The sequence below is a fragment of the Streptomyces echinatus genome (genome assembly GCF_014203595.1).
In the GTDB taxonomy this organism is placed as follows: Bacteria; Actinomycetota; Actinomycetes; order Streptomycetales; family Streptomycetaceae; genus Streptomyces; species Streptomyces echinatus.
In genome coordinates, this window is sequence record NZ_JACHJK010000002.1 from 440,309 (window position 1) to 465,282 (window position 24,974).

Consider the following 24,974-nt stretch of genomic DNA (forward strand, 5'->3'; position numbering starts at 1 on the left):
CGGTCACGTTGGTGCGCCCGCCCCTCCGACCCGCGGAGCCGCTGAGGTCGGCCCGGGCGTTCTGCGAGTGCGCAGCCACAGCCCCGTGAACACCACGACGCCGAAGGCCGCCAGTGCGATGGCGATCTCCGTGGGGTGCTTCCAGTAGCCGGAAAGCAGCAGCCCGGCGGGAATCACACCGGTGACCCAGCCTTCGATCGCCGTGACCCAGCCGGTATAGACCGTGATCTCGTCCTTCTTGAGACCGAGCAGCACGAAGAACAGGAACCACAGGAAGGCCCAGTAGAGCCAGATGACCCCGAAGGGGTAATCCTTAAGGAGTCGGAAATTGACGAACGAATATCCCAGGGCTGCAATTGCCACAAACAGCGAGTAGTAGCCGACGCCCGTGCTGTCGAGATCGGCGAGCAGGCCGACACCTACATAGAGGTAGGTGAACCCGAAGAGGTAGATGCCGGATGCCGCGAGGATCTTCAAGGGGTCGTCGTTGGCCGTGAAGATAAGGTAAGTCGGCGTCAGTACCTGCAGTGCGCCTACGAAAAGGTTGAACACCGCGCCGGCTCGGGCATCGACCTTCCCGAGCAGTAGCAGTCCGTTGATGAAGAGCACCGCACCGACAAAGAGCAGTCCCACATTTCCCACGGGGACACACCTCCTCAGTCCGCGTGGGGAGTGGAATCGCGCGGCGCCGTAGCCGCCGAGGACACGGCCCCTATCGGCCCGCGTTGCGTGATTCCGCAGTCCGCAATTCCGCAGTCCGCACGCCGCTACGGGAACGACGTCGTGTCCGGTGCCGAACCCGCATGAGACGTTCTGCCTTGCGACCACCGCCTTCAGGGACGCGGCAGCCGCGAGAGTGCGGGGTGCGGTTGCACCTTTCTGCGCGGCGGCAGTTGGGAGACCACAGTCGGGGCCTCGCGCGCCTGCTCCTCCCGGACATGGAGGGCGGCGACCGCTTTCGAGGTCCGCGTGATGCCGGGCGAGGAGTACACGCGTCTTGCAGCGCCCGCACAGTCAGGACAGCCGTATGCCCTCGGCGCCGTCCCGATCGCCAACCTCACCTCGAAAGGTCCACATCGGCTGCACAGATATTCGTAGGTTGCCATCAGCAGCCTCCGGATGCCGGTGGACGCCTACAAACCGGAGTGCCCGTTCGGCACACGCGACCAGCGCACACCCAGCACATTTCCTACCTTCAAGGAGACGTCTCGCAAATCCCGGTGTCAAGTGCCGGACGACCGGACGTGGACCTTCTCGTGGCGACCTCACAGCGACCCGATGGCGAACGCCGACGCGGCCGCCGCAAGCCCCACCGCAATACTCGAAACGGCGTACAACAGGGATTTACCGACCAGCCCTTTGTCGCAAAGGTGAACCAGCTCGTAACTGAACGTGGAGAACGTGGTATAGCCGCCGCAGAAACCGACGCCGCCGATAGCCACGACCTGTTCCGGCAGTGCGTGCCGTGCGCCGAGGCCCACCAGCAGCCCCAGCAGGAACGAGCCGGTCACGTTGATCAGCCAGGTGCCGCGCGGGAACGCGCCTGGGCTCCGGTACTGCACGTACTGGTCGAGTACGTAACGCGCAACCGCCCCGACGGCGGCCGCCGCCCCGACGGCCGGCAGGATGATCACCGTGCCCACCGCCCGTACCGGCGGGCACGCCCTCGCCGCGCGTCGAGCCGTCTGTGTCGGGCCGCCGTCAGCCTGCCGACGGCCAGGCCCAGAACGGCGGCGGCCAGGCCGGCGAAGAGGCTCCCGAAGATGTTCAGCGCCGCAGCCGTGTAGTGGCCGTGGCCCAGCAGCCGATCGGTGTCGACCATCCAGGTCGAGAAGGTGGTGAAGGCGCCGAGGAAGCCGACGGCGGCGAACGGCCGCACGTACCGGGTCGGCGGCCAGATCTCGCACACGTGCACGAGCAGCAGTGCCAGCAGGAACGACCCGGACACATTGACGGCGAACGTCGTCCATGGGAACGCCGTCCCGGGGGCGGGGAAGGCCAGCACCAGTGCGTAACGGGCCGTCCCGCCCAGCAGACCGCCCAGTGCGACCGCCGCCAGGACGCCCCCGCGCAGACGTGCGCGGAACGGCTCCCGAACTTCCGTCACAGACCTCATCGAAATTGCCGCATCCCTGGCCGCCGGAACACCTCCCATTATCCCAGTGCATTGCAGTTTCGACGCACGCTCGATTGATATTCAAGATCACCGGTGTTCCACCGCTGGAGGACGTCGTGGCAAGAATCCTTGCGGTGCTCTATCCGGCTCCCGTGGGCGGTTGTCCTCCCGACTGCGCCCGCGACGGGCACCCTGGTGCACAACAGGCCGGCCCACGAGTGGGAGACCGCCGAGAAGGGCTGGGGCGTTGCCGAAAGCGTCTCGCGCGCCTACGGCCTCGAAGGCATGAACGGCGGCGTCCTCGGCTCCGGCCGCATCGGCCAGGCGGTGTCCGCGCCGCCTCAAGCCGTTCGACGTCAGGCTGCACCACTGCGACGTGCGCCGGCCGGCCAGGGAGGTCGAGGAGGCGCTCGTACATCGTCAACACCGCACCGGCGCTCATCGTCGACCGGGACGCCGTCGTGCGGGCTCTCGACAGCGGCCAACCGGCCGGTGACGTCTGGTACCCGAAGCCACCACCGCCCGACCGTCCCTGGCGCACCCTGCCCCATGAGGCGATGACGCCGCACGCGTCCGGGTCGACCCCTCTCGGCGCAGGCGCACTACGCGGCCGGTACACGGGAGATCCCGGAGAGCTGGCTCGGCGGTCGCCCCATCCGCCCGGAGTACCTGAAATCAGCTGCAGATTGAATAGAAGATCCACCACCCGGCTGTGAGCCGATTCACCCACGACTTACTGGACGGGCCCGAGTGAAACCCTTAGCGTCCATGAATATATTGTTTTTCGTTATCAGGGAGCCGGCGCCGCGCCTAATCTCTCCAAAGAAAACCAGGCGAACGCCGGGAAGGTGGATCAGTGAGCATGGACGCAGTGTGGGTCCGGGGCGTGACCGGCATTCAGATGCACCACGTGACCGACCTTCAGGACGCCGGCAGGTTTCTGGGCAACGCAGCGATGGCACTGCGGGCCGCGCACGTGAGGACCGGCGCCGACCAGTACTCCGGGATCGCCGCCGAGCTCAAGGCTCTGGTGGAGCGCGTGCGTGAGCTGGAGGACGAGGCGCGGTCGAGCATGCACGAGCTGCACTCCGCCGACCCCGAACGTTTCGCCCGCTGCCGGGACGGCCACGAGCCGTGGCCCGGCGAGATCCCGGCAGGATTCATCCCGCGCCACACCTGCAAGGACGAGTGCCTCTACCACGACCGCCAGGTCCTCGACGCCATCATGCAGTGCACCTGCGGGCGACCGCCGTGCCGGGCCTGCGAGATCGGCGGCAAGCTCTGACGAGCCCCGGCGTTCCCATGGCCGAGCCGGATCGAGACACCATCTGAACACGTACGGTCACGGCTCCCCACTCGCGGTGATCCGGAACACAGATGTGGGGCCATCGCTAAATCGAGGGACGGCCTCCCTTCCGGGGGAGACCTGTCAGTTGTGACAAGTGCATCCCGAGGCGCCCGCGCCCGGTGCACGGTGCCCGGCCGACCGCGATGGCCTCGCGGGGGTGCACGAGACTGACGGACAACTTTCCGGAGCACGGCGCCCGTGATCTTCCAGATACGCAGGCGACGAGGTTCAGCAGCGTGGACTTGCCGCTGCCGGAAGGGCCCGCCACGGCAAGGGCCTCGCCCTGAGGCGTGCGCCGGCCGCACGATCCACCTGGTCGGCGGTCACCTCGCCCTCGACACGCAAGCGCAGGCCGACCGGGTGGACTTCGCCGACTGGCCGGTCCTGGCGAAGCTGACCCGCTGGGGCATCAACGCCCACATGGGCACGCGGTCGGCTGGGCACTCCCCCTGTTCGGCATACCGCTCGCCGCCTTCCTGGCTGCCGACCTCGTCGTCGGCGCCGTCCGACGAAGCCGGACGGCCACGGGACCAACAGCCGAGTCGGACTGAGCGATGCCGTCCGACTCGGCTGAGTCGGACGGCTCGTGCCTCCGAGCCACTCCCCGAGCAGCCGTGCAGTCGGCGCTCGGGGCCCCAAAGGTCAGTCGAGAGTGAACCGCTCGATCATGTGGTTGCCGTTCTGGTATGCAGCGACCACCAGCTGTGATTGCCGCACCAGCAGATGGTTGTTCAGGCTTCCAGTCGATCCGGTCGCAGGAAGTTGTCGATGACGTAGGTGATGTGGTGCTCGCCGCTTGGTGTCGTGAGGACCTCGGTGCCCTTGGTCCACACTGCCGGCCTGGCATCGAAGGCGCCCACCAGAAGGGCGCGGTCGAAGGCCAGATCGGCTTCTTCCGCCGCAACCACTTCGTTCCGGTCCCCGAGGTCTCCTCGCTCGGCAAGCTGAACGAGATGGTCGAGCAGTGGGACCGGCAGGATGACGCCCGCCGCATCGGGGCGAGATCCAAGACGGTCGCAGAGTGCTTCGCGTTCGAACAGCTGCCGCGGCGGCCGTTGCCCGACGAGCCGTTCGAAACCGGACGGATGTTCAAGCCACAGGTCGACCGCCATAGCCAGATCCCGGTGCGCACCAACCGCTGCTCGGTCCCGATCAGGCTGATCGGGTCCGTGACGGACACCAGCCACCGGGTGTCGGCGTCCTGCCCGCACAACGACGAGACCCGCAGCGTCATCCTGAGCGCGTGGCCGTCGCGGTGGCGTATCGCTACGGTCCCCGACCAGCCGTCCTCCGCCCGGTACTCCTCGGCGAAGGTTGACGCCCTCCGTGCCTCCTCGGGTGGCGGCAGCACGTGTGCGGCATACCGGTTCACGACCTCCCCGGCCGAGTAGCCGACAAGCTGCTGCGCGGCCTGCGTCCACCCCACCACAATGCCCTTCGCGTCGAGCATCGCAATCGCGGCGTCAGGCATCTCAGGCGGGCTCACCGGCTCGGCGAGGGAGGTGTGGTCGGAGTACGTCATCGCGGTTCATCCCATCGTTGCGGAGGTGAAGAGCGCGTCGGCGCGGGGCGCGGCGGCTCTGTGTGCAGCGGTGGTGAACGGCGTTGTCCGGTTGAGCGGCACACGTGGGGGCATTGGCGCCATATCCAGCATCCTGCCCACTTATGATGAAATCATCAGATAAAGCAGCACCATCGTCAAGCACCTCAAGACTGATTGAATGATCACTTGATGTTGGGGCATGCATGGAATCAGAGATGTCGCTTCCGGCGGCCGAGTGTCACGGAGCAGTCATTCACGGTCGCCGGACCCGTCGGCGTTCTCGGGGTCGTTGTCTGCGCTCATCGGCAACCGAAGCGGCCGACCCTTGCGGTGGGCCCAGAGGTCACCGAGGACGACCTGAATGACGCCGGTGACCGGAATGGCCAGCAAGGCACCGAGGATCCCGGCGACCTCGGCGGCGATCAGGATGGCCAGCAGCACGGTGAGGGGATTGAGTTTCACCGTCCGGGACAGGATGAGCGGTTGCAGTAGGTGGTTCTCTGCCTGCTGGTAGACGACGAAGAAGATGATGGCTCCGATGCCGGCCGGCAAGGAGTGGACGAACGCCACCGCCGAGGCGACGACAGCCCCGATGGTGGCTCCCACCAGGGGAATGAGGTCGGTCAAGGCGACGAAGAGGGCCAGCAGGCCGGCGAACGGCACTCCGGAAACGAGCAGCATGCCGTAGGTCAGGAGCCCGCAGATCAAGCTGATCAGCAAGTTTCCGGTCAGGTAGCCGTTGACGGTACGGGCGCACGCTGCTCCGACGCGGCGTATCCGGGCCGCGGACGCCGTGTCCACGAGGGCCAAGGACCGCTCTATGGCCTTGGGGCCCTCCAGGACCATCAGATAGGCCAGGACGAAAATTGTGAGAGCGCCTGTCACTGTGGTCGCGGCACCGCGGATGAACTTCAGGGCGGGCGTACTCAGTCCGGTGGCGAACGCCCGGATCTGTGCCTGATGCCGCTGGACGTACTGCAGAGCGTGCGTCCGCTGAAGCAAGTTACCGACTGGCCCGCGACCGGCCTGGGCGTCCCTGATCATGGCGGGCAGACGACCGGCGAGCCGGCTTCCCTCCTGAGCCAGGGGGATGACGAACAGAGCGACCACCGCGCCGACGGCCACGGCAGCAGCCAGGAAGACCAGCAAGGTCGCCACCGACCGTCGGCATCGCGGCACCCGTCGCTGCAGCGCCTGGACCGCCGGATGAAGGGAGACGGCCAACAACAACGCGATGACCGCCCAGATCAAGACCCGCCGAGCATGCACCACCAGTTCGAGTACGACGTAGGTGGCGAGCACCAGGCCGATTGTGGCGAGGATGGTTCGCACCGGAACCGGACGCGACGCCATGGGCACTGGGTGCCCTGCCTCAGTCACCGGAAACGGGTGAGCTCCTCGTCCGTGAGCCCTGGTGTCCTGCGCTCTCGCCACTGTCCCCCTCTGCCACTGGCGGCGGCAGGTCGGCGGCCCAGCGACCGGTGCCAGCGCCGCCCTAGCCGTACGCGGCCACGTCGCGGCGATCCATGCAGACGGGGAGGCATCCGCCGGCTGTGCCGCCTACCCCTATGGCGGCTGGCGACGGTCACGTCCTGGGCATCGCCCCCTCCGACCACGGCGCACGCAGGTTGCGGGAACGGTGTGGCCAAGCGGAACGAGCCCGGGCGTTCGGAGCTCAGGTTTTCCTGATCGATCCTTCCCTGCGCCAGGACCTGACGGTGTCGCCCGACGCGCGGTGGATGACGGTGCGGATCTGCTGGGGGTGGCCCGGCGGAGACGGCACCCAGGCGCTTGTCGCCGCGGTGGCCGCGGAGACGGCCTGCCCTTCGTCGTCGTTCCGGCGGGTACCCGCAACCACTTCGCGAGGGATCTCGGCCTGAACCGTGAGGACCCTTCGTCCGCGCTGGAGGCCCTGTGAGCAGCAACCCCTACCAGGTCGACGACCCGGCCGGACTCGGCAGGCGGGCGCAGCTCGACTCCGGGCTCCTGGGAGTACTGGCCGCCAGGGCGGAGACGCCCGCGGAGACGGCCGCCAGGCTGCGAAGCGGGCAGACGCATGGCCTGACCCGTCTCGCGACACCCGACGACGTCGTCATCCAGCCGACGCCCCGGTCGTCCCCGTCGGGCTCGACGGCGAAGCCGGCACCCTGCCCACTCCCGTACGGTGCCGGATCAGTCCCCGGACGCTACGGGTGCGGGTTCCCCACCATCGGCCGGGCGCCGTGCCCACCGGATGGCGGCCGCCGGGATGGGCCGTCGTCCGGCGGGCGGCCTCACTCGTCGGACGGTCTCATGGCCGTCACACCGACTGACCCGAACGCCGCTCACCGCTTCCAGCCGGTCAGTGCTGAGGGTGCGGTCGCGCGTGGAACTGAGGACGCCGCTGGGTGGCCGTGCCCGAAGCGAGATGACCGATCTCGACGCGCGTCCTGATGGCGCGGACCACCTCGGTCAGGCCCACGATGAGGGCCATGACGCCCACCACCAGGGTGAGTGTCGCGATCGAGGCGAACGGCATGACGATCATCACGGTGCCGGCCAGAGCCCCGACGATCCCGAAGGCGACGTGCCAGCCGCGCCCCGGCATGGCCGGGGCTGAGGCCGCCGCGGCCGTCTCCGTGGTGCCGCGCAGCAGCCAGCTGAAGCCGATCCACAGGGCGAGCAGCAGGAGCGACTCAAGGGCGCCCCGGAAGCAGATCAGTCCCAGCAGGATGGAGGCCGCGCCGGTGATGAAGTGCAGCACGCGAAGGTGCCGTGGGACGTGGGTGCCGAAGGCGGCGGCGAGTTGGAAGACACCGGTGACCAGTAGGTAGACACCGAAGAGAATGCCAACGACGCGCAGCGTCGCGCCCGGCCAGACCAGGGCGATGACGCCCAGGGCGATGGTGGCGAGGCCCATCGTGAGCAGGATCTGCCAGCCCATGTTCGCCAGGGCGGCCATGCCTTCTGCCACGGGCCTCTCTTCTGGCGCGCTGCCGCGCGGGGGAATGGGGCCCGGGGAATCGGTGGGGGATGTCATGGCGCCTGCCTCCTTATTGGAGCAGCGTTGTCGCGTCAGTGCATGTCCGTCGTCACCCGACCACGCCGCATGTGCGTGTCGGTCGCATTGGCGTCGGTACTCATGCGTGGGGGGTGACGACGGCGCGTCCTTGGATCTTGCCGTCGTGCAGGAGCTGGTACGCCTCGGCGGCGCGTTCCAATGGGAAGTGCTCGACCAGCATCCTGATCTTTTTCTGCTGGGCGAGGGTGATCACTTCCATGAGTTCGGGGAGGGTGCCCCAGTAGGGCGAGGCGACCGAGCACTCGTGCGGCGGGCTGATGAAGTTGACGGGCAGGGCTCCGCCGCCGAGGCCGACGATGGTCAGGTGGCCGAGCACCCTGGCTGCCTGAGCAGCCATCCGCAGAGTCGGGTCTATCCCGACCATGTCCAGCACGAGCTCAGCGCCCAGCTGTCCCGTCAGATCCTTGATGCGCGTAATCGCCTCGTCGCCCGAGAGAAGCGCCTCGTCGGCTCCCATGTGCTTGGCGGTTTTCAGCTTGCCCGTGTCGGTGTCCACGGCGACTACGGTGGTTGCCGTGGTGAGCGCGCGCAGGATCTGGATGGTCATCTGACCCAGACCGCCCGCCCCGATCACGACCGCGGTCGACCCCGGTCCCAGCAGGTGCAGCGACCGTTTGACGGCGTGATAGCTGGTCAGTCCGGCGTCGCTGAGCGGGGCGGCCTGGCGGGGGTCGAGGGTGCCGAGCGGAATCAGGTACCGCGGCGCCGGGACGAGCAGGTACTCGGCCATGCCGCCGTCGTGACCGCCTCCAAGGCCGGGGCCCTGACCGCCGAGGTTCTGGCAGTAGTTCTCCAGGCCCTGGCGGCAGTTGGCACACATCCCGCAGCCCCAGCAGCCATAGACGATCACAGGGTCCCCGGACGTGAACCCGGTGACGCCCGCTCCCAGCCGTTCCACCCATCCCGTGTTCTCGTGGCCGAGCGTGAAGGGCAGTTCCGTGGCGAGCCCGGGTGGTGGCCCGGGTGCCTCCATGATGTGCAGATCGGAGTGGCACGCACCGGCACCTGCGACCTTCACCAGCACCTGCCCCGGTCCGGGCTCGGGAACCGGCACCTCGCGCAGCTCCGGCGGTTGCCGCCACCCGACCAGTTGGAAAGCCCGCATTGCGATCCCTCACACACACGCGCTCAGTCACGGATGCCGTCGATGTCGACCAGGACGTGCCGCGGTCCGCGGAAGATCTGGTTGTGCCGGTACGGCGGCGGGTCCTCGACGAGCCGGGGGTTCTCCACCCGGCGGACGAACTCGCCGACCGCGACCTGGACCTCGAGCCGGGCGAGCGGGGCGCCGAAGCAGAAGTGGATGCCCTGGCTGAAGCCGAGGTGCTGGTTGTCGCGGCGTTCGAAGTCGAGTGCGTCGGGGTCGGTGAACCGTTCCGGGTCGCGGTTCGCCGAGCCGTACGCCAGGAAGATCGGCGCTCCCTTGGGGATGGTGGTGCCGGCGATGTCGATGTCTTCCAGCGCGGAGCGGGTGTGCCAGAACTGCACCGACGACTCGAAGCGCAACAGCTCCTCCACCGCGGGCACGATCAGCTCGGGCCGGCGGCGCAGCTTGTCAAGCGCCTCGGGGTGCCGCAGCAGGGTGAGCACGCTGTGGGCGATGAGGTTCACCGTCGTCTCATGTCCCGCGAAGATCAGGAGCAGGGCGTTGCTCGCGAGGACGCCCTTGGACATCCGTCCTTCCGGGCCGTCCTCGTTGACCAAGGCGGAGAGCATGCCCGGGCCCGGCTGGTCGGCGTACCGGTCGAGCAGCTCGGCTGCGAACTGCCCGAAGTCCTGCACGGCCTGCCGGGCCCCGGCCAGTCGGCTCCGGATCTCTTCGGAGGCGGCTTCGGGGCCGAAGTCCAGCCCGTCCAAGGCCGTTTCGATCCAGTGGTGGAAGCGTGGCTCGTCCTCCAGTGGCACGCCCAGGACCTTGCAGATCACCGTCACCGGCAGGGGGTAGGCAAAGTCGTCGACGGCGTCGATCCGGGTCTTGCCCCTCATGCCGTCCAGGAGGCCGTCCACGAGGCGGCGGATGTCGGGTTCCAGGTCGGAGATCAGGTGAGGCGCATGGGGCGGGCCGACGAAGTGCGGCATCATCGTCCGGCGGTCACGGTCGTGCTCGGGCGGATCGCAGGTGATGATGTTCGGCTCGGTCAGCGCCTCTCTGATCGGCTCAGCCGCTGGTTCCCCCGAGTGCTCGGTACCGGCCGCGACCAGGGCCGGGGACTTTCTTGGGTCCGAGCTGACCCGGGGGTCGTGGAGCAGCGTGACGATCTCCCGGTAGGTGCTGACGACGTAGGTTCCGTCCGGTTGCCGCGCCACCGGGGTTTTGCGCAGTTCCTCGTAGAAGGGGTACGGGTTGGCCCGGTTGGCGTAGCGCAGGGCCTGCTGCCAGGGGGTTTCCTCGACCACGAGGCTCCCCTCCTTCTTACTGTGGATGCTGTCCGCCGAGCCGCCCGGTCGGCGGCCGGTTCAGTGGTGTCGCGGCCGGAACTCGGCCGTCCGCCCGCTCGGGGCGTGGCCGGTCAGGACGACGTCGGGGATCGCCGTCGGGACCCTCGGGTCCGGAAACTCGGCCGGCATCGGCTTCATGTCGGGCGGCTGGTCCCAGCCCGGCGGCGGAGGCGGGAACGGGCCTGAATGCTCGATCAACTTCCCGTAGTACTCCAGCCACTTGCCGTGATCGAAGGTGACGGCCGCGACGATGCGGCCCCGGTGACCGTAGGCGGCGGCAAAACGGCGCTCCTCGACGGACCCCTGGGTGAAGACGATCTCGTCCCCGAAAGGCGGCACCCCGACGGACTTGATGTTCACGCCGAACTGACCGGACCAGAAGCCGGGCAGCAGCAGATGCGGGCGGTAGTCAGGTTCGAGGTTCACCATGTTGTGCGCCGCGGCCTCCGCGCCGAGCACCGCGTTGTCCCAGTGCTCCATCGCCAGGAACTGGTACTCGTAGAGCACGTGCGGCGCACGCGCCACATCCCCTGCCACGAAGATGCTGTCGGTGACCACGCCGTTGATGTCGAAGGCCCGTCCGCCGGCGTCGCATCCGACGCCCCAGAAACCGGCCGCCAGTCCGGAGCCCTCCAACCATTCCACGTTGCGGATCGACCCCAGCGAAGCCACCACCACATCGGCGTCGACGATCGAACCGTCCGAAAGCTGAGCACGCCGCACGTGCCCGCCGGAGTCGCCCTCCAGCGACGACACGCCCAGCCCGCAGCGCAGGTCCACGCCGTGATCGCGCTGCAGCTGCGCGGCGATCGCCCCGATCACCCCGCCGAGCGCGCCGACCAGCGGCGCCGAACCCCGCTCGACGACGGTCACCGGGATGTCCAGTTCCCGGCAGACAGAGGCCACTTCCGAGCCGATGAACCCGGCGCCGATGACCAACACCCGCGACGGCGGCTCGGCCAGCTCCTTCTGCAACTGCTCCGCATCATCGCGCGAGCGAATCGTGTGGACCCCGCGCAGGGCGGCCTCGGCCGGGTTGGGCCACTGCCGCGCGCGGGTGCCCGTGGCGATCAGCAACCGGTCGTACGGGACCTGCTCTCCATTCGCCAGGCGCACCTGCTTGGTGGCCCGATCCAGCCCGACGGCAGCCACCCCGAGTCGCCAGTCCGCATCGACTTCCCGCATACGGGGCAGCTTCGTGTGATCGGCCGGCACCCAGCCCTTGAGCACCTGCTTGGACAGCGGCGGACGGTCATACGGCTCGTACGGCTCGTCCCCGATGATGGTCAGAGAACCGGTGAAGCCCTCCTCGCGCAAAGTCTCCGCGGCCCGCAGCCCGGCCAGAGAAGCACCCACGATGACGATCCGGCCGCTGGCACGGAACTCGCGCACCAGCTCCGCGACCGTTGCCCGCAAGGTCATGACGTCTCGCCCCGCTCCTCGCCGTCCAAGCGGTCGATCACGATCGCCTGCACCGGGCACGCCGCAGCGGCTCGCTCGACCTGCAGGCGCCGCTGGTCATCAGGGTTCGGCTCATAGGTGAGCGCCTCCTGACCGTTCAGCCTGAAGACCTCGTGCGCCAGATACACGCACTGTGCGTATCCCTGGCAGCGATTCAGGTCCACGACGATCCGCATGGGCAGACTCCTTCCGCTCTGCCGCCCACCCCACGGCGGCGACCACCGACACGGTCATGCGGCTGTGGCAGAGTTCAGGCCGTCTGCCAGGTGAGCCGACCGCGCGTGTTCCCGTCAGCCCGCAACACCGGCTGAGCAAGTCCGGTCTTATTCGCTGTGCCGCCGCTTCACGGGTGACGTCTGTCGGAGTGTCGCAGCGCGAAGGGCGCGTCCCTCCTCCCATGGCGCCGGCATTCAAGGCTTGGCCCGGCCGTTGCGCCCCTGGAAAAATGTTCGCGCCGCCTTCCGACGATCGCAAACCGCCGTTCGGGGCCCAGCACGTCTCGTGGACGGGGCAGCTCTTGGTCATTGACGGGTGCCTGCAGGTCAGGGGCTGCCGGAGAGCAGGTCCGCGAGCAAACTGCCACCTGATCACGATGGTTTGCGGATACGACACGGGCCTCGGCCAACCGATCCGGCCCAAGCCGCTGATCACACCTGGCGGGGCCCGATCACCAGCGTCGCCCACGCGCTCATGAGGTCAGCTCCTGGTGGGCACCGACGCGTCGACGATCTCGCGAGAGCTGTTCAGGGGATGGCACGTCGCCGAAATGGGGTGCGCCCCTTCGGCCGGATTGCCAGGACGACTGACCCGGTGACCTCGCGGCGTGTGGTGCGTGTCACCGTCCCCACCTGAGGCATTTCCATACGTCGTATGGTAATCCTTGAGAGGTACTTCCATACAACGTATGGAAAAGCTTGATCGAACAAGGTCCAGGCGCTGCACACCGCGTGCACGAGAAGCCGTTGGTGCAGATCGCGCCAACCGGAAGGAAAGATCATGAAGAAGCTCACGAAGCGGATCGCTGTCGCTGTTTCCTCCATGGCGATCGCGGGTGCCGCCGTCATCGGTGCCGGGGGCACCGCTTCGGCCGCGACTCCCTCCGCCGCCCACGTCCAGCGGCCGGCCGTCGGCGTCAACCCCGCCGACTACCGTTGGGACCACGGCATCGGCTACCTGATCGAGCAGGGCTACTGCTGGGACGAGAACCGTGGCTGGCACCACGACGACCGTGTCACCGACTCGTCCTGGCACAGCCGCGACGGTCGCTGCTACGGGAGCGACGAGGGGCGCGGGTGGAAGTCCGACAGGTCGTACCGGCACAGCGGGAACCGCTACGAGCACGACGGCCGGGACTGGGACCGCCACGGCGGGAACCACGGTGACCGGAACTACGGAGGCTGGGACCACTTCGACGGGAACCACGGTGACCGGTGAGACAGGTTCTGTCTGTGCCCATGGGCCGAGGCTGCATCCCTCGCCCGATGCCTGTCGGCGGCAGGGACACGACCGCTGGTCAAGGATCAACGGTCCCCTGACCGCCGCCCAGGCGGGCGATTGAGCGAGGACCCGCCCCTCTCGAACCTGCCTGCCGACACCGACCTCGTGTCGCAGGCACGCGTCGCCCATCTGCCGCGACGCCACGAATCGCGCGGTCTGCCGATGCCGTCCCGGCGCCCGGGCCCTGCTGCAACACCTCTTCCTCCGATGCGTTACCACCGCCAGCGGCGGGCGCAGCCGAGGGAGGGGCGCCTTGGAGTGAATGCCGATGGAGTCTTCGAGGACTGTGGTCCAGGGACTGACCGCCCGGCTCGTCGTCTCGCGGGTCTACTCGCTGCCCCTGCGTATGCGTCTGCGGTATGAGCCCGCTGATCCCTATGTCGTTCGTGCGACCTTCTTCTCCCACAGTGACGAGCCCGTCGAATGGATCCTGGGGCGTGACCTTCTCGCCGATGGCCTGGAGGGCTGCGCCGGTCATGGGGACGTCCGGATCTGGTCGGCCGTCGGTCGTGGTGACCAGGCGATGTACATCGCTCTCGGGTCTCGCGCGGGCGCCGCTGCTCGAGGTTCCCGTGCGGGACGTCAAGAGCTTCCTGGAAAGCACGGAGGCTCTGGTGCCACGGGGTGCCGAGGCCGGACGCATCGACTGGGACACCGAACTGGCGTACCTGCTCTCCCAAAGTTGACCGCTGACCATCCATGCCCAGACAGAAAAGGAATGAGCGTTCATGTCCCAGTACCAGCTTCGCGTCTACACCCTGTCCGGCCCGGAAGCCCTCGTCGCCTATGAGAACGTCCGGTCCCAGCACATTCCCGGCATGGCGAAGCACCGGATCACCACGCACGGCGCCTGGACGGTGCCAGCGGCTTCCGGGGGTGAGACGCCCCAGCTGTACGCCCTCGTCTCCTACAGAGACACCGACGACGTGCAGGAGCGGCTGCGGGCGTACCTGGCCGGCCCGGACTTTCGCGCCGACATCGAGGGCTTCGACCTCAGCCAGATTGTCGGCATCGCCGAGACCCTGCTCACGCCCACCACCGACTCGCCCCTGAGCTGACTCAGCGGCTCGGCGCAACTCGGCCAGGTGACCGTCAGTCCAGCGGTGGGCATGGGCGGCGGCCGGGCCCCGCCGTGGGCACCAGTGCGCCGTGCGCCACCTGGCGGGGACGGTGTGACAGGTCAGCCAGCTGTCGACGGGAGAGGTCCCCCGGCGTGGGACATGAGATGGCGCGCGGGGGTGCGTTCGATGATCAGGAAAGCGGCGTCGTCGCTGAGCTGCTCCCCGGTATGCGCGAGCAGGTCGCGGTGAACGCGGTGTAGCAGGGCGTCGGGTCCTGAGGCAGGGAAGGAGGCAACCCGTTCGGCGAGAGGGTAGCCAGCCCACCCGTAAGGCCCGATCCGGCGCGGCGGGGGCCGCAGCAGAATCCGCTGCCATGCCGATGTCCGTCACGGTGAGGGCCACGATCAGTGCGAGCGCGATCACCAGCAGCCCGCGCCCCGCCTGCTGTGCCAAGAAGCGGTCACGCTCCGCGCGTCGCTCCCTGTCGAGGTCGGTACGGCTCGTGGACTGGTTCGGGGCGGTGCTGCTCTCCACACGCCTCTCGGTACGAGCGAGCCTGCTGTCACTGCTGACCGAGCTCGGAACGCAGGAAGCTCGGACAGCGCGGGAAACGATCTCTTCCGGCCGCAGCGCCCCGAGCGCGCCTGCCACGGACGAGCCTCAAGCCGTAGCACCTCGAGCCGCGGACTCAACGGCGGCCGGCGTCCTGGCTGTCACGGTCGGCGGTGAGCCGGCTTTCCAGGCCCGTGATCAGCGTGTCCATCACGAGACGGAACATGTGGTCCCGATCAGGGCCCGCAGTCCCTGCACCCGTGGAGCCAGGGGCCGCATCCGTGGGCCCGTCTCCGCCGTCGGTATCAGGGCCGGGGGGCTTGAGGTTCGCCCACTGGTGGAGCGCTCCGTTGAGTTCGGCGCCGAGGACACCGACGACGACGGCGACGATCAGCGCGGCGACCTCAGGGACCTCTGACAACGGCACGCCGGCAGCGACCACGATCGCGGTGAGGGCCGTCCAGAACGGGTCGTCGTGCTGGATGAAGTCGGGCTGGTGGCTGAACGAGTACGCCATCAGCTCGGGGTGCCGGTGCGCCAGCGTCCGGAAGTCCGTGGCGAGCAGCCGGAGGCGCTCCTGCCAGGGAGCATCCTGAAGCGTCACGGTGCGGAACTGGGCTCCGACCATTCTCGTCACGCCGCGCAGCACGGCTTCCTTGTTCGGCACGTGGTGGTACAGCGACATCGGGTTCGCATCGAGCACGGTCGCGAGTTTGCGCATGGTGAGCGCCTCGGCCCCGTCCTCGTCGATCAGCCGCAGGGCGGCGGCGTAGATCCCGGCCTCGGTCAGAGGCACGTCTCTCTTCCTCGTTCCCCGCGGGGGACGTCTCACCTTTTTTTCCATACCTCGTACGGTACCAGCGCCCATACGGCGTACGGAAAATGACTCCGATCACGGCATCCCTCCCCTCGGCCGGGGTTGCACCGTGTTTCCATACGACGTACGGTACTAATCCATACGGCGTATGTTTCCGTGGTGCAGCGCGGCACCGACCAGCGCAGCCCGCCCTTGCCCATCCCCTCCACTCCCCGCAGAGGAGCACGTCATGACCACGCACGCCGCGAACGACCTTCGCCCCACCCCGTCCTCGCAGGGCATCCCGGTCCTCGACCCCGCACCGCCGCTTCCCGACACCAACCCGGTCGCGTTCTTCGGCGAGCTGTCCAAGCAGTTCCCGGAGGGCATCTTCAGCCTGAACATCGCCGGCCAGGAGAACGTCTTCGTCTACGACCCGGACCTGGTCACCGAGGTCAGCGACGAGACCCGCTTCGGAAAGCCGATCTTCGCGCCGCTGAGCCATGTCCGGGACTACACGGGAGCGGGCCTGTTCACGGCCCACGAGGTCGACGACGGTGATGCCTGGGGCATGGCCCACCGGATCCTCATGCCGGCCTTCAGCCAGCGCGCCATGAAGAACTACTACGGACAGATGCTGGAGATCGCCCAGAGCCTGGTGGGCAAGTGGGCGAACGCGGAAGGCGAACCGGTCAGGATCACTGACGACTACACCCGGCTGACCCTGGACACCATCGCCCTGTCCGGCTTCGGCTACCGGTTCGACTCCTTCGCCGAGGAGGAGCTGCACCCCTTCCTCAACGCCCTGCTGGAGGCGCTGGTGGAGTCGATGCGGCGCTCCCAGGAACTGCCGGGGATGACCGCACTGCGTACGGACGACGACAAGCGCTACCGCAAGAACATCCAGCTGATGCGGGACCTCGTCGAGAGCGTGATCAAGGAACGTCGTCAGGGCATGAGCAGCGGTGAGGACGACCTGCTGGGCCTGATGCTTCAAGCCACCGACCCGGATACGGGCAGGCCGCTGGACGACGACAACGTCCGCGACCAGGTGGTGACGTTCCTGATCGCCGGCCACGAGACCACCAGCGGTCTGCTGTCGTTCGCCACGTACTCGCTGATGCGCAACCCGCACGCGCTGGCCCAGGCATACGCCGAGGTGGACCGCCTCATGCCCGGTGACACGGTCCCGGACTACGACACGATCATGAAAATGGACGTGATCCCGCGGATCCTGGAGGAGACCCTGCGCCTGTGGGCTCCCATACCGCAGATCATGAAGGCACCGCTCGAGGACACCGTCATCGGAGGCCGGTACGAACTGAAGCAGGGCACGAAGACGAACCTGCTGATGGGTCCGCTGCACACCCACCCCAAGGCATGGGAGAGGCCGCACGAGTTCGACATCGACCGGTGGCTGCCGGAGAACCGCGCCCGGCACCACCAGCACGCCTACAAGCCGTTCGGCAACGGTCGGCGCGCGTGCATCGGCCGCCAGTTCGCCCTCACCGAGGCCCGCCTGGCGCTGGCGCTGGTGCTGCAGAAGTTCAAGTTCTCCGACACCACCGACTACAAGATGGATGTGCGGGAAGCCCTGACGCGCAAGCCCGGCGACTTCGAACTCGTCATCCGCAGGCGTCAGGAGCACGAGCGGGCCGTGTTCGGCGCCGTCGACCTGCAGAGCGACGACGAGCGGCAGCAGACCGCGGTGAGCGGCGTCGGGGTGAATCTGACCGTCGCCCACGGATCGAGCCTGGGTTCGTGCGAGGACCTGGCGCGCACCATCGCCGACCGCGGTGAGCGCTCCGGGTTCGGCACCACGCTGATGAGCCTGGACGAGCTCGGTGACAACCTGCCCACCGAGGGTCTGCTCGTGGTTGTTGCCGCCAGTTACAACGGCAAGGCCCCTGACAACGCGCAGCGCTTCGACGACCTGCTGGGCGCCGGACTGCCGGAGGGCTCTCTGTCGAACGTGCGGTTCGCGCTGCTGGGCGCCGGCAACACCCAGTGGGTGGCCACCTACCAGGCGTTCCCCAAGCGGATCGAGGAAGGGCTGCTGGCCGCCGGCGCCACGCCGGTCGTCGAGCGCGGCATCGCGGACGCCGCAGGTGACTTCGACGGCATGGCCAGTCGCTGGATGGACACGCTGTGGGCCACCCTGGCCGAGGAGTACGCCGCCGACACCTCCGAGGCGAGCGGCCCGCGCTACGAGGTCCAGCTGCTCACCGAGTCCGACGTGCGTCCCGCGATCGTCTCCGAGCAGGCATATCCGCTCAAGGTGGTGGCCAACGAGGAGCTGGTGGCCGACGCGACCGGCCTGTGGGACTTCCGGATCGAGCCGCCGCGCCCGTCCGCGAGGTCCATCACCTTCGAGCTGCCCGAGGGCGTCACCTACGACACCGGCAACCACCTGGCCGTCTTCGCCAAGAACGAGCCTGCCCTGGTGAACCGCGCGCTGAAGCGGCTCGGTGTCGGGTACGACCAGGTGCTGCGCCTGGACCTGCCCGCAGGCGGCCGCACGCACCTGCCGGTCGGCGTCCCCGTCACCGCGGGCATCCTGCTCACCGAGTTCCTGGAACTGCAGGACGTGGCCACCCGCTCCCAGATCCACACCCTGGCCGAGTACACCCAGTGCCCGTGGACCCGGCCGCAGCTCCAGGCGTACACCGCCGACACCGAGGAGGCCGAGGAGCGCTACAGCAAGGAGATCCTCGGCAAGCGGGTCTCGGTGCTGGGCCTGCTGGAGCGCTTTCCGGCGGTCGAGCCGCCGCTGGCGGTCTTCCTGGAGATGACGGGCCCGATCCGTCCGCGCTTCTACTCCATCTCCTCCGCCCCGTCGGCCAACCCACGGCATGTGCGCCTGACCGTCGGCCTGCTGGAGGGCCCGGCCCTGTCCGGCGACGGCCACTACCGCGGCACCTGCTCCTCCTACATCGCGGGCCTGGAGCCCGGGGACGTCGTCTACGGCTACGTCCGCGTGCCCTCCCCGACGTTCGCCCCGCCCGCCGACCCGGCCACGCCGCTGATCCTCATCGGCCCCGGCACCGGCATCGCGCCCCTGCGCGGCTTCCTGGAGGAGCGGGCCTGGCAGCACGAGCGCGGCATCCAGGTCGGCCTGGCGCAGGTCTTCGTCGGCTGCCGCCACCCCGAGCACGACTACTTCTACCGTCAGGAGATGCGGGACTGGGAGCAGGCCGGCATCGCGCAGATCCACACCGCCTACTCCGCGGTGACCGGCCACCCGGCCCGGTTCGTGCAGAACGCCATCGTGGGCGCCGCCGACACGGTGTGGCAGGCCATCGAGGACGGCGCGTACATCTACGTCTGCGGTGACGGCCGCCGTATGGCGCCCGCCGTCCGCGAGGCCCTCGCCGCCATCCACCGTCAGAAAACCGGCAGCGATGACGAGACCGCCCAGCACTGGCTCGCCCAGCTCGAAGCGGACGAGCGCTACCAGCAGGACGTCTTCGCCTGACCGTTACAACGTCGTCAAGGCGTGTGACCTCCCGACGCCGGGAGGCGTGCGGCACTCCCCCGCTGCCAGCCGTACGCCTCCCCGCCACCACAAGTCATCACACACCTCAGGGCACCGCTGAATCCCCATGATCGGTGCCGCTCACAGAAAGCAGTTCCTCATGGACACCATGCTCGCCGGACGCTTCCACGTGGACAGCAAGAAGTTCGCCGTGGAGGAGGTCCCCATCCCCGTACCCGGACCTGGTGAGGTCCTCATCGAGGTGAAGGCCGCAGGCGTCTGCCTGTCCGACGTCCACCTCCTCGACGGCTCCCTGCCTCCGCTCTTCCTGGACTCCGACACGGTCACCGTCGGCCACGAGGTCTCCGGTGTCGTCCACGCCCTCGGCCCCGACCTCAAGCGGGACCTGACCGTCGGCACCCGCGTCACCCTGGAGGCGGGCAAGGCGTGCGGCAAGTGCGAGGGCTGTGTGCGCCATCGCGCCTGCACCCAGGTCCGCACCGCCGGCATCGACTACGACGGCGGCTGGGCCGAGTACATGGTCACCCCCGAGGAGACCGTCGTCCCCATCCCCGACAGCCTGCCCTTCGACCAGGCCGCGATCATCCCCGACGCGGTCTCCACCCCCTACGCCGCCGTCGTCGCCACCGCAGGCGTCCGTCCCGCCCAGTCCGTCGGCATCTGGGGCGTGGGCGGAGTCGGCGCGCACAACGTGCGCCTCGCCCGCCTGGTCGGCGCGGCACCCATCATCGCCGTCGACCCGCTGCCCAGCGCGCGTGAGCGTGCTCTCGCCTTCGGCGCGGACTTCGCCCTGGACCCGGCCGCCCCGGACTTCACCGACCAGGTCCGCGCGGCCACCGGCGGACGCGGCCTCGACTTCGCCTTCGACTGCGCCGGCGTACCCGCCGTCCGCGAGCAGGCCGCCTCCGTCCTCGGCCTGGGCGGCTCCCTCATCCTGGTCGGCATCAGCCCCAGGCCGCTGACCATCACCGAGGGACTGACCTTCAACTACCTGCAGAAGCAGGTCCGCGGCCACTACGGCGGCACGCCCGACGGCGTCTACGAGCTGGTGCAGCTCGCCGCAGCCGGACGTCTCGATCTGGCCCCCTCCATCACGGACCACATCCCGCTCGTCGACGCGGCCGACGCGGTCAACCGTCTCGAGAACAAGATCGGCGACCCGATCCGCCTCATTCTCGTCCCCTGACGCCCGTCAGCAGCACAACAGCCACCCTGGGCAGGGTGAGTGGGCGCCGGTGCGTGAGGAAGCACCGGCGCCCACGGCTTTCCGACAGGCAGAACCCGTGGAAGGACGGAGCCGTGCAGACTCCCGACACCCTGGCTCGCATCCCGCAGCTCAGGGATGCTCACTCCCACCGCAGCCGCGTCCTCACCGCCGCCCGACAGAAACTGCGGGACGACCCCGACGCGAGCCTAGACAGCATCGCTCAGGCAGCCGGCGTCGCCCGGCGCACGCTCTACCACCACTTCTCCAGCCGGCAAGCGCTGATCGCCGAGTTGACACAGGAAGCAGCCCAGGCGCTGCAACAGGCGTTCGCCGCAACCCGTGCTCCGGGTGCCGATCCGCCGGCGGCGATGGCGCGTACGGTGCTGGCGGCATGGGCGGTGGGCGACCAGTACCGCATGCTCATCTCTCTGGGGCGCCGCGGTGTGGGACAGGAGGCGATCCGCACCACCTTGGCGCCGGCGCGCGAAGAGGCCGTCGCGGCCCTACGGCGTGGCCAGGACGAAGGCGTGTTCGCGGACCATGTCCCCGCACATGTCCTCGCCCAGGCACTGGAGGCCCTGATGCTGGCACTGGCCGAGGAGAACACCGAGTCCACGTGGGCGGATCCCAGGGGTGAGGCTGCGGCGACCGCGTTCCTCGTCGCCGCCGGCGTGGCACCGCGGGTCGCTGCGCGCCGGGTTCGGGACCTTCTGCGCGATGCAGAGGTGAGTTGACGGTCAGTCGAGGCCGGGCAGCGGGCGCCGGGTGACCTCGTGCGCGTCGTCCGCGGAGAGGCCGAGCATGCGCAGGACCATTGCGGCCATGTCGGAGGCGGCCTCGTCGCCGTCGAGGTCGGGGCGGGCCAGCCGTAGCGCCACCAGGGACAGCAGGGTCCCGCCCAGGGCGGACAGGGCCGTGGTCGGGTCGGTGCCGGCGAAGCGGCCGGAGGCGATGCCGCATTGCAGATCACGAAGCGCTCGGGGGGGGGGACAGGCCACGCTCGGAGTGGATGTGGGCCAGGCCGCGGTCCCGCAGGATCCGCATGAGCTCGGGGTGGGAGTCGGCCATCCGCGCGGTGAGCCGGAATCCCGCGGCGACCAGCTCGGCCGGGTCGTCGATCCCCCGGGTTTCCCGGGCCGGGTCGTGCACTGCGCCGGGCAGCTGCCCGCTCTGCCCGAGCAACAGCCGCTGATCCTCAACACCGGCACCCGGCGTCACCGTACGAACGCCACCCAGCGACCGCCCCGCGAGCCGTCGCGCATCCAGCGGCTCGGTCACGTGGTGCTGGAGACGCGGGCGTTCCTGCGGGCCCTGAACTGGTACCTGGACACCCTCGGGATGATCGTGTCCGACTTCCTGTTCCTGGACGGGCAGCGCGACCGCGGGCCGACCATGGCGTTCATCCGCTGCGACCAGGGCAGCACGCCCGTGGACCACCACACCCTCGCCCTGCACCTCGGGCCGGGTACCGGATACGTCCACTCCGCCTACCAGGTCACCGACCTCGACTCGATCGCCGCAGGCGGCGAGTACCTCGCCGAGCGCGGCTACCGGCGCAGCTGGGGCATCGGCCGACACATCCAGGGCAGCCAGCTCTTCGACTACTGGCGCGACCCCGACCGCTTCATGCTGGAGCACTTCGCCGACGGCGACCTGTTCTCCCGCGACCTCGAACCCGGCTGGGCGCCGATGTCGGCGAGCGGCCTGGCTCAGTGGGGCCCGCCCGTCACTCGTGACTTCCTCGGCGCCAACCCCTCCCCCGCCAAGCTGCGCGAGGTCGTGACGGCCCTGCGCGGCGACAACGAACTCGACCCCGCACGCCTGCTGGGCCTGATGAAAGCGATGAGCTCATGAGCACCAATGTCCTGCGCACCCCCGACGGCTGGTGGGCCGTCCGGGACGAGCGCGCCGTCCACGTCGACACCGAGGCGGTCACCACCGCCGAACTGCTCGCCGACCGGGCCGCGGTGCGGGAGGCCGCCGCCTCCGGTGAGGCCGGCACGCCCGTGGCCGACCTGGTGGCGCTGCCCCCGGTCACCACGCCCTGCCGGGTGGTGGCCCAGATGGTCAACTACCGCAGTCACGCCAAGGATTCGGGTTTCACCGGCGACATCCCGCCCACTTTCTTCCGCAAGGCGTCCGGCTCGGTCAGCGGCCCCCATGACACGATCGTCCGCCCGGCGCATGTGAAGTTCCTCGACTACGAGGTGGAACTCGGCCTCGTCATGGGCGCGAGCCTGCCCGTGGGCACCGTCGTCGAGGAGCAGGACCTGCCCCGCTACGTCGCCGGGCTCGTCCTCACCAACGACGTCAGCGCCCGCGATGTGCAGCTGACCAAGACCCAGTTCTACGAGAGCAAGTCGTACCCGACCTTCACGCCGACGGGTCCGTACCTGACCCTGCTGGAGCCCGAGGACTTCGCCCACCTTCTGAACCTGCGGCTGCGGCTGAATGTCAATGACGCCCCGCGCCAGGACCGCACGCTCGCCGACATGATCGTACGGCCCGCCCAGGCCCTCACCCTGCTCGCCCGCTTCCAGACCCTCGACCCGGGCGACCTGCTGCTCACCGGCACACCCGGCGGCACGGCGCTCAAGGCCCCGCCCAAGCCGGTCGCGAAGATCAGTGCGCTGCTGCCGCCCGCGGTCAGGTGGAAGGCGTTCTTCAAGGGGCAGGCCAAGAACCCCCTCTACCTGCGCGACGGCGACCTCATCACCGCCACGATCGCCACCCCGGACGGGCGGATCGACCTCGGCGAGCAGCGGAACGCCGTGGCGGACGCGAGGTGAGCGCCGCAGCAGCCCGCAGACCGGTGGTGATCATCGGCGCGGGACCGGTCGGGGTCACGGCCGCCCTCCTGCTCGCACGACACGGAGTGCCCAGCCTGCTCCTCGAACGCCACCGGGACATCTACCCCCTGCCACGGGCCGTCGTCGCGGACGACGAGATCTGCCGGATCCTGCAGAGCATCGGCGTCCACGAGGAGTTCGCCGCCGTCGCCCGCCCGGCACCGGGCCTACGGCTGCTGGATCCCCGGCGCCGCGTGATCACCGAGTTCCCGCGCTCCCCGCACGGCCACCACGGCTTCGCCCAGACCAACATGTTCGACCAGCCTGAACTGGAACGCCTGCTGCGCGATGCCCTGAAGCGCCGCCCCGAGTGCGAGCTGTGGAGCGGCGCCGAGGCCGTGTCCGTCACGCAGCCCGCCGACGGCACGGCTCCGGTACGGGTGGCCTTCCGCCGCGACGGCAGCGAAGAGGAGGAGTACCTGTGGGCCGACGCCGTCCTCGGCTGCGACGGCGCGGGCAGCATCACCCGGGAGGCCATCGGCGCCGTCTGGGAGGACCTGCACTTCGAGGAGAGCTGGCGGGTCATCGACGTGCGCACCAGCCGCCGGGTGAGCAGCTGGGACGGCGCCGAGCAGATCTGCTGCCCCACCCGTCCGGCCACCTACATGCGGGTCGGCGAGGACCGCTACCGCTGGGAGTTCCGGCTGGACGATGACGAGCGCCTGGACGGCCCACAGGGGCGGGCACGCCTGCGGGAGCTGGTAGCCCCCTGGGTGGATCTGCCGTCCGACGGGTCGGAGAACGACGACTTCGAGGTGATCCGGCAGGCGCAGTACACCTTCCGGGCCCGCCTCGCCGACCGGTGGCACCGGGGACGCGTCTTCCTGCTGGGCGACGCCGCCCACCTCACCCCACCCTTCATCGGGCAGGGGCTGTGCGCGGGCCTGCGTGACGCCTACAACCTCACCTGGAAACTTGCCCGCGTTCTCCGACAGGGCTCAGGCGACGGGCTGTTGGACACCTACGAACGCGAGCGCAAGCCACACGCCCGCCACCTCATCCGTGTCGCGGTCGCCGTCGGCTGGGCCATGACCGGCGGCCAGGACCGCGGCGCGGCATTCCGCCGGACCGTCGTGGGTACGGCCTGCCGCATCCCCGGCGTGACCGCGACCGTCAGCCGCGACCTCAGCCCCGCCCTGACCGCCGGTCCACTCGTACGGCGCCGCCCCCGCCTGACCGGTCGCGGGCTGGCCGGCACCATCTGCCCCCAACCCTGGGTGCTGCAGGGCGGCAGGCGAGTGCGCCTCGACGACGTCCTCGGCGACTCCTTCGCCGTCCTGACCGCCGTGCCGCCGACCGCGCAGATGACAGGCGTGGCCACGGCACTGGGCGCACCCACGGTTCACGTCGGCGACCTGGACGACGGCGGCACCTTGGCCGCCTGGCTGGCCCGCGGCCGCGCCGATGCCGTCCTGCTGCGCCCCGACCGCGTCGTACTGGACACCGTCCCCACAGGCGCCGGCGACTTCACCGACACCGCAGCCTGGGCCCCGCTGCTGCATACCGCCCGCCGCCCCGCCGAAGCCCGGCCCGCCCCCTGACGAGGAG

At 69.2% G+C, this 24,974-nt stretch carries 23 protein-coding genes and 5 pseudogenes; 12 read left to right on the forward strand and 16 right to left on the reverse strand.

The window, feature by feature from the left end; genetic code table 11:
* Nucleotides 1–3: 3 nt before the first annotated feature.
* The 4 genes from FHS34_RS06480 to FHS34_RS06495 all read right to left on the reverse strand — a co-directional run bounded on the left by FHS34_RS06480 (nucleotide 4) and on the right by FHS34_RS06495 (nucleotide 2,107).
* Complete coding sequence (locus tag FHS34_RS06480; RefSeq protein ID WP_184962063.1) at nucleotides 4–642, reverse strand: AmiS/UreI family transporter; 639 nt, start codon at nucleotides 640–642, stop codon at nucleotides 4–6.
* 191 nt (nucleotides 643–833) lie between these two features.
* Complete coding sequence (locus FHS34_RS44055; RefSeq protein ID WP_184962065.1) at nucleotides 834–1,106, reverse strand: FmdB family zinc ribbon protein; 273 nt, start codon at nucleotides 1,104–1,106, stop codon at nucleotides 834–836.
* A 159-nt stretch (nucleotides 1,107–1,265) separates the two neighbouring features.
* Nucleotides 1,266–1,634: a fluoride efflux transporter CrcB gene (crcB, locus tag FHS34_RS06490; protein WP_184962067.1), complete on the reverse strand. Its 369-nt coding sequence runs from the start codon at nucleotides 1,632–1,634 to the stop codon at nucleotides 1,266–1,268.
* Nucleotides 1,631–2,107 (reverse strand): fluoride efflux transporter FluC, encoded by a 477-nt coding sequence (locus FHS34_RS06495; RefSeq protein WP_225817552.1) that lies wholly within the window; start codon nucleotides 2,105–2,107, stop codon nucleotides 1,631–1,633. The genes crcB and FHS34_RS06495 overlap by 4 nt, the downstream gene beginning before the upstream one ends.
* Before the next feature lie 216 nt (nucleotides 2,108–2,323).
* On the opposite strand from FHS34_RS06495, the pseudogene FHS34_RS06500 reads away from it, so the two are divergent.
* Both FHS34_RS06500 and FHS34_RS06505 read left to right on the forward strand, forming a co-directional pair.
* Nucleotides 2,324–2,806: pseudogene (locus FHS34_RS06500) on the forward strand (NAD(P)-dependent oxidoreductase); the annotation flags it as partial.
* A 172-nt stretch (nucleotides 2,807–2,978) separates the two neighbouring features.
* Nucleotides 2,979–3,401: a hypothetical protein gene (locus FHS34_RS06505; protein WP_184962069.1), complete on the forward strand. Its 423-nt coding sequence runs from the start codon at nucleotides 2,979–2,981 to the stop codon at nucleotides 3,399–3,401.
* Between the two features lie 106 nt (nucleotides 3,402–3,507).
* On the opposite strand, the pseudogene FHS34_RS44060 reads toward FHS34_RS06505, so the two are convergent.
* The 4 genes and pseudogenes from FHS34_RS44060 to FHS34_RS06520 all read right to left on the reverse strand — a co-directional run.
* Nucleotides 3,508–3,744 (reverse strand): annotated as a pseudogene (locus tag FHS34_RS44060) (hypothetical protein); the annotation flags it as partial.
* 451 nt (nucleotides 3,745–4,195) lie between these two features.
* Complete coding sequence (locus FHS34_RS06510; protein WP_184962964.1) at nucleotides 4,196–4,576, reverse strand: hypothetical protein; 381 nt, start codon at nucleotides 4,574–4,576, stop codon at nucleotides 4,196–4,198.
* Between the two features lie 110 nt (nucleotides 4,577–4,686).
* Nucleotides 4,687–4,986, reverse strand: a pseudogene (locus FHS34_RS42305) (PAS domain S-box protein); the annotation flags it as partial.
* A 270-nt stretch (nucleotides 4,987–5,256) separates the two neighbouring features.
* Nucleotides 5,257–6,309 carry an AI-2E family transporter gene (locus FHS34_RS06520; RefSeq protein WP_505383588.1) on the reverse strand — a complete coding sequence of 351 codons (1,053 nt, stop codon included), beginning with the start codon at nucleotides 6,307–6,309 and terminating at the stop codon, nucleotides 5,257–5,259.
* Between the two features lie 460 nt (nucleotides 6,310–6,769).
* Between FHS34_RS06520 and FHS34_RS44065 the strand changes: the two genes are divergently transcribed.
* Complete coding sequence (locus FHS34_RS44065) at nucleotides 6,770–6,925, forward strand: diacylglycerol kinase family protein (RefSeq protein WP_372478588.1); 156 nt, start codon at nucleotides 6,770–6,772, stop codon at nucleotides 6,923–6,925.
* A gap of 423 nt (nucleotides 6,926–7,348) precedes the next feature.
* Here FHS34_RS44065 and FHS34_RS06530 read toward each other — a convergent pair whose 3' ends face one another.
* The 5 genes from FHS34_RS06530 to FHS34_RS06550 all read right to left on the reverse strand — a co-directional run bounded on the left by FHS34_RS06530 (nucleotide 7,349) and on the right by FHS34_RS06550 (nucleotide 12,144).
* Nucleotides 7,349–8,026, reverse strand: a complete 678-nt coding sequence (locus FHS34_RS06530; RefSeq protein WP_184962073.1) for an HdeD family acid-resistance protein — start codon at nucleotides 8,024–8,026, stop codon at nucleotides 7,349–7,351.
* A 100-nt stretch (nucleotides 8,027–8,126) separates the two neighbouring features.
* The gene (locus FHS34_RS06535; protein ID WP_184962075.1) at nucleotides 8,127–9,173 is read right to left on the reverse strand and encodes an NAD(P)-dependent alcohol dehydrogenase; all 1,047 of its coding nucleotides are present in this window, start codon (nucleotides 9,171–9,173) and stop codon (nucleotides 8,127–8,129) included.
* 23 nt (nucleotides 9,174–9,196) lie between these two features.
* A complete protein-coding gene (locus FHS34_RS06540; protein WP_184962077.1) occupies nucleotides 9,197–10,465 on the reverse strand; it encodes a cytochrome P450 in 1,269 nt (422 codons plus the stop codon).
* Nucleotides 10,466–10,525: 60 nt separating this feature from the next.
* The gene (locus FHS34_RS06545; protein WP_184962079.1) at nucleotides 10,526–11,929 is read right to left on the reverse strand and encodes an NAD(P)/FAD-dependent oxidoreductase; all 1,404 of its coding nucleotides are present in this window, start codon (nucleotides 11,927–11,929) and stop codon (nucleotides 10,526–10,528) included.
* The gene (locus FHS34_RS06550; protein ID WP_031168355.1) at nucleotides 11,926–12,144 is read right to left on the reverse strand and encodes a ferredoxin; all 219 of its coding nucleotides are present in this window, start codon (nucleotides 12,142–12,144) and stop codon (nucleotides 11,926–11,928) included. The genes FHS34_RS06545 and FHS34_RS06550 overlap by 4 nt, the downstream gene beginning before the upstream one ends.
* An 820-nt stretch (nucleotides 12,145–12,964) precedes the next feature.
* On the opposite strand from FHS34_RS06550, the gene FHS34_RS06555 reads away from it, so the two are divergent.
* The 3 genes and pseudogenes from FHS34_RS06555 to FHS34_RS06565 all read left to right on the forward strand — a co-directional run bounded on the left by FHS34_RS06555 (nucleotide 12,965) and on the right by FHS34_RS06565 (nucleotide 14,523).
* Nucleotides 12,965–13,402, forward strand: a complete 438-nt coding sequence (locus tag FHS34_RS06555) for a hypothetical protein (protein WP_184962081.1) — start codon at nucleotides 12,965–12,967, stop codon at nucleotides 13,400–13,402.
* Between the two features lie 409 nt (nucleotides 13,403–13,811).
* Nucleotides 13,812–13,964: pseudogene (locus FHS34_RS44070) on the forward strand (SsgA family sporulation/cell division regulator); the annotation flags it as partial.
* Between the two features lie 229 nt (nucleotides 13,965–14,193).
* A complete protein-coding gene (locus FHS34_RS06565) occupies nucleotides 14,194–14,523 on the forward strand; it encodes an NIPSNAP family protein (RefSeq protein ID WP_184962083.1) in 330 nt (109 codons plus the stop codon).
* A 691-nt stretch (nucleotides 14,524–15,214) separates the two neighbouring features.
* Here the strand turns inward: FHS34_RS06565 and FHS34_RS06570 are convergent.
* Nucleotides 15,215–15,874: a TetR/AcrR family transcriptional regulator gene (locus FHS34_RS06570; protein ID WP_225817553.1), complete on the reverse strand. Its 660-nt coding sequence runs from the start codon at nucleotides 15,872–15,874 to the stop codon at nucleotides 15,215–15,217.
* Between the two features lie 250 nt (nucleotides 15,875–16,124).
* Between FHS34_RS06570 and FHS34_RS06575 the strand changes: the two genes are divergently transcribed.
* The 3 genes from FHS34_RS06575 (at nucleotide 16,125) to FHS34_RS06585 (ending at nucleotide 21,311) form a co-directional block, all read left to right on the forward strand.
* A complete protein-coding gene (locus FHS34_RS06575) occupies nucleotides 16,125–19,349 on the forward strand; it encodes a bifunctional cytochrome P450/NADPH--P450 reductase (protein ID WP_184962087.1) in 3,225 nt (1,074 codons plus the stop codon).
* A gap of 160 nt (nucleotides 19,350–19,509) precedes the next feature.
* Nucleotides 19,510–20,556: a zinc-binding dehydrogenase gene (locus FHS34_RS06580; protein WP_184962089.1), complete on the forward strand. Its 1,047-nt coding sequence runs from the start codon at nucleotides 19,510–19,512 to the stop codon at nucleotides 20,554–20,556.
* A gap of 113 nt (nucleotides 20,557–20,669) precedes the next feature.
* Nucleotides 20,670–21,311 carry a TetR/AcrR family transcriptional regulator gene (locus FHS34_RS06585; protein ID WP_221508600.1) on the forward strand — a complete coding sequence of 214 codons (642 nt, stop codon included), beginning with the start codon at nucleotides 20,670–20,672 and terminating at the stop codon, nucleotides 21,309–21,311.
* 3 nt (nucleotides 21,312–21,314) lie between these two features.
* On the opposite strand, the gene FHS34_RS06590 is transcribed toward FHS34_RS06585, so the two are convergent.
* Nucleotides 21,315–21,575 carry a hypothetical protein gene (locus FHS34_RS06590; RefSeq protein ID WP_505383590.1) on the reverse strand — a complete coding sequence of 87 codons (261 nt, stop codon included), beginning with the start codon at nucleotides 21,573–21,575 and terminating at the stop codon, nucleotides 21,315–21,317.
* Nucleotides 21,544–21,645: a hypothetical protein gene (locus tag FHS34_RS44395; protein ID WP_505383589.1), complete on the reverse strand. Its 102-nt coding sequence runs from the start codon at nucleotides 21,643–21,645 to the stop codon at nucleotides 21,544–21,546. Before FHS34_RS44395 ends, FHS34_RS06590 begins: the two co-directional genes overlap by 32 nt.
* A gap of 48 nt (nucleotides 21,646–21,693) precedes the next feature.
* Between FHS34_RS44395 and FHS34_RS06595 the strand changes: the two are divergent.
* The 3 genes and pseudogenes from FHS34_RS06595 to mhpA form a co-directional block, all read left to right on the forward strand.
* Nucleotides 21,694–22,431 (forward strand): annotated as a pseudogene (locus FHS34_RS06595) (VOC family protein); the annotation flags it as partial.
* A complete protein-coding gene (locus FHS34_RS06600) occupies nucleotides 22,428–23,366 on the forward strand; it encodes a fumarylacetoacetate hydrolase family protein (RefSeq protein ID WP_184962091.1) in 939 nt (312 codons plus the stop codon). The pseudogene FHS34_RS06595 and the gene FHS34_RS06600, both read left to right, overlap by 4 nt.
* Nucleotides 23,363–24,967 (forward strand): bifunctional 3-(3-hydroxy-phenyl)propionate/3-hydroxycinnamic acid hydroxylase MhpA, encoded by a 1,605-nt coding sequence (gene mhpA / locus FHS34_RS06605; protein WP_184962092.1) that lies wholly within the window; start codon nucleotides 23,363–23,365, stop codon nucleotides 24,965–24,967. Before FHS34_RS06600 ends, mhpA begins: the two co-directional genes overlap by 4 nt.
* The last annotated feature ends 7 nt before the right edge of the window (nucleotides 24,968–24,974 follow it).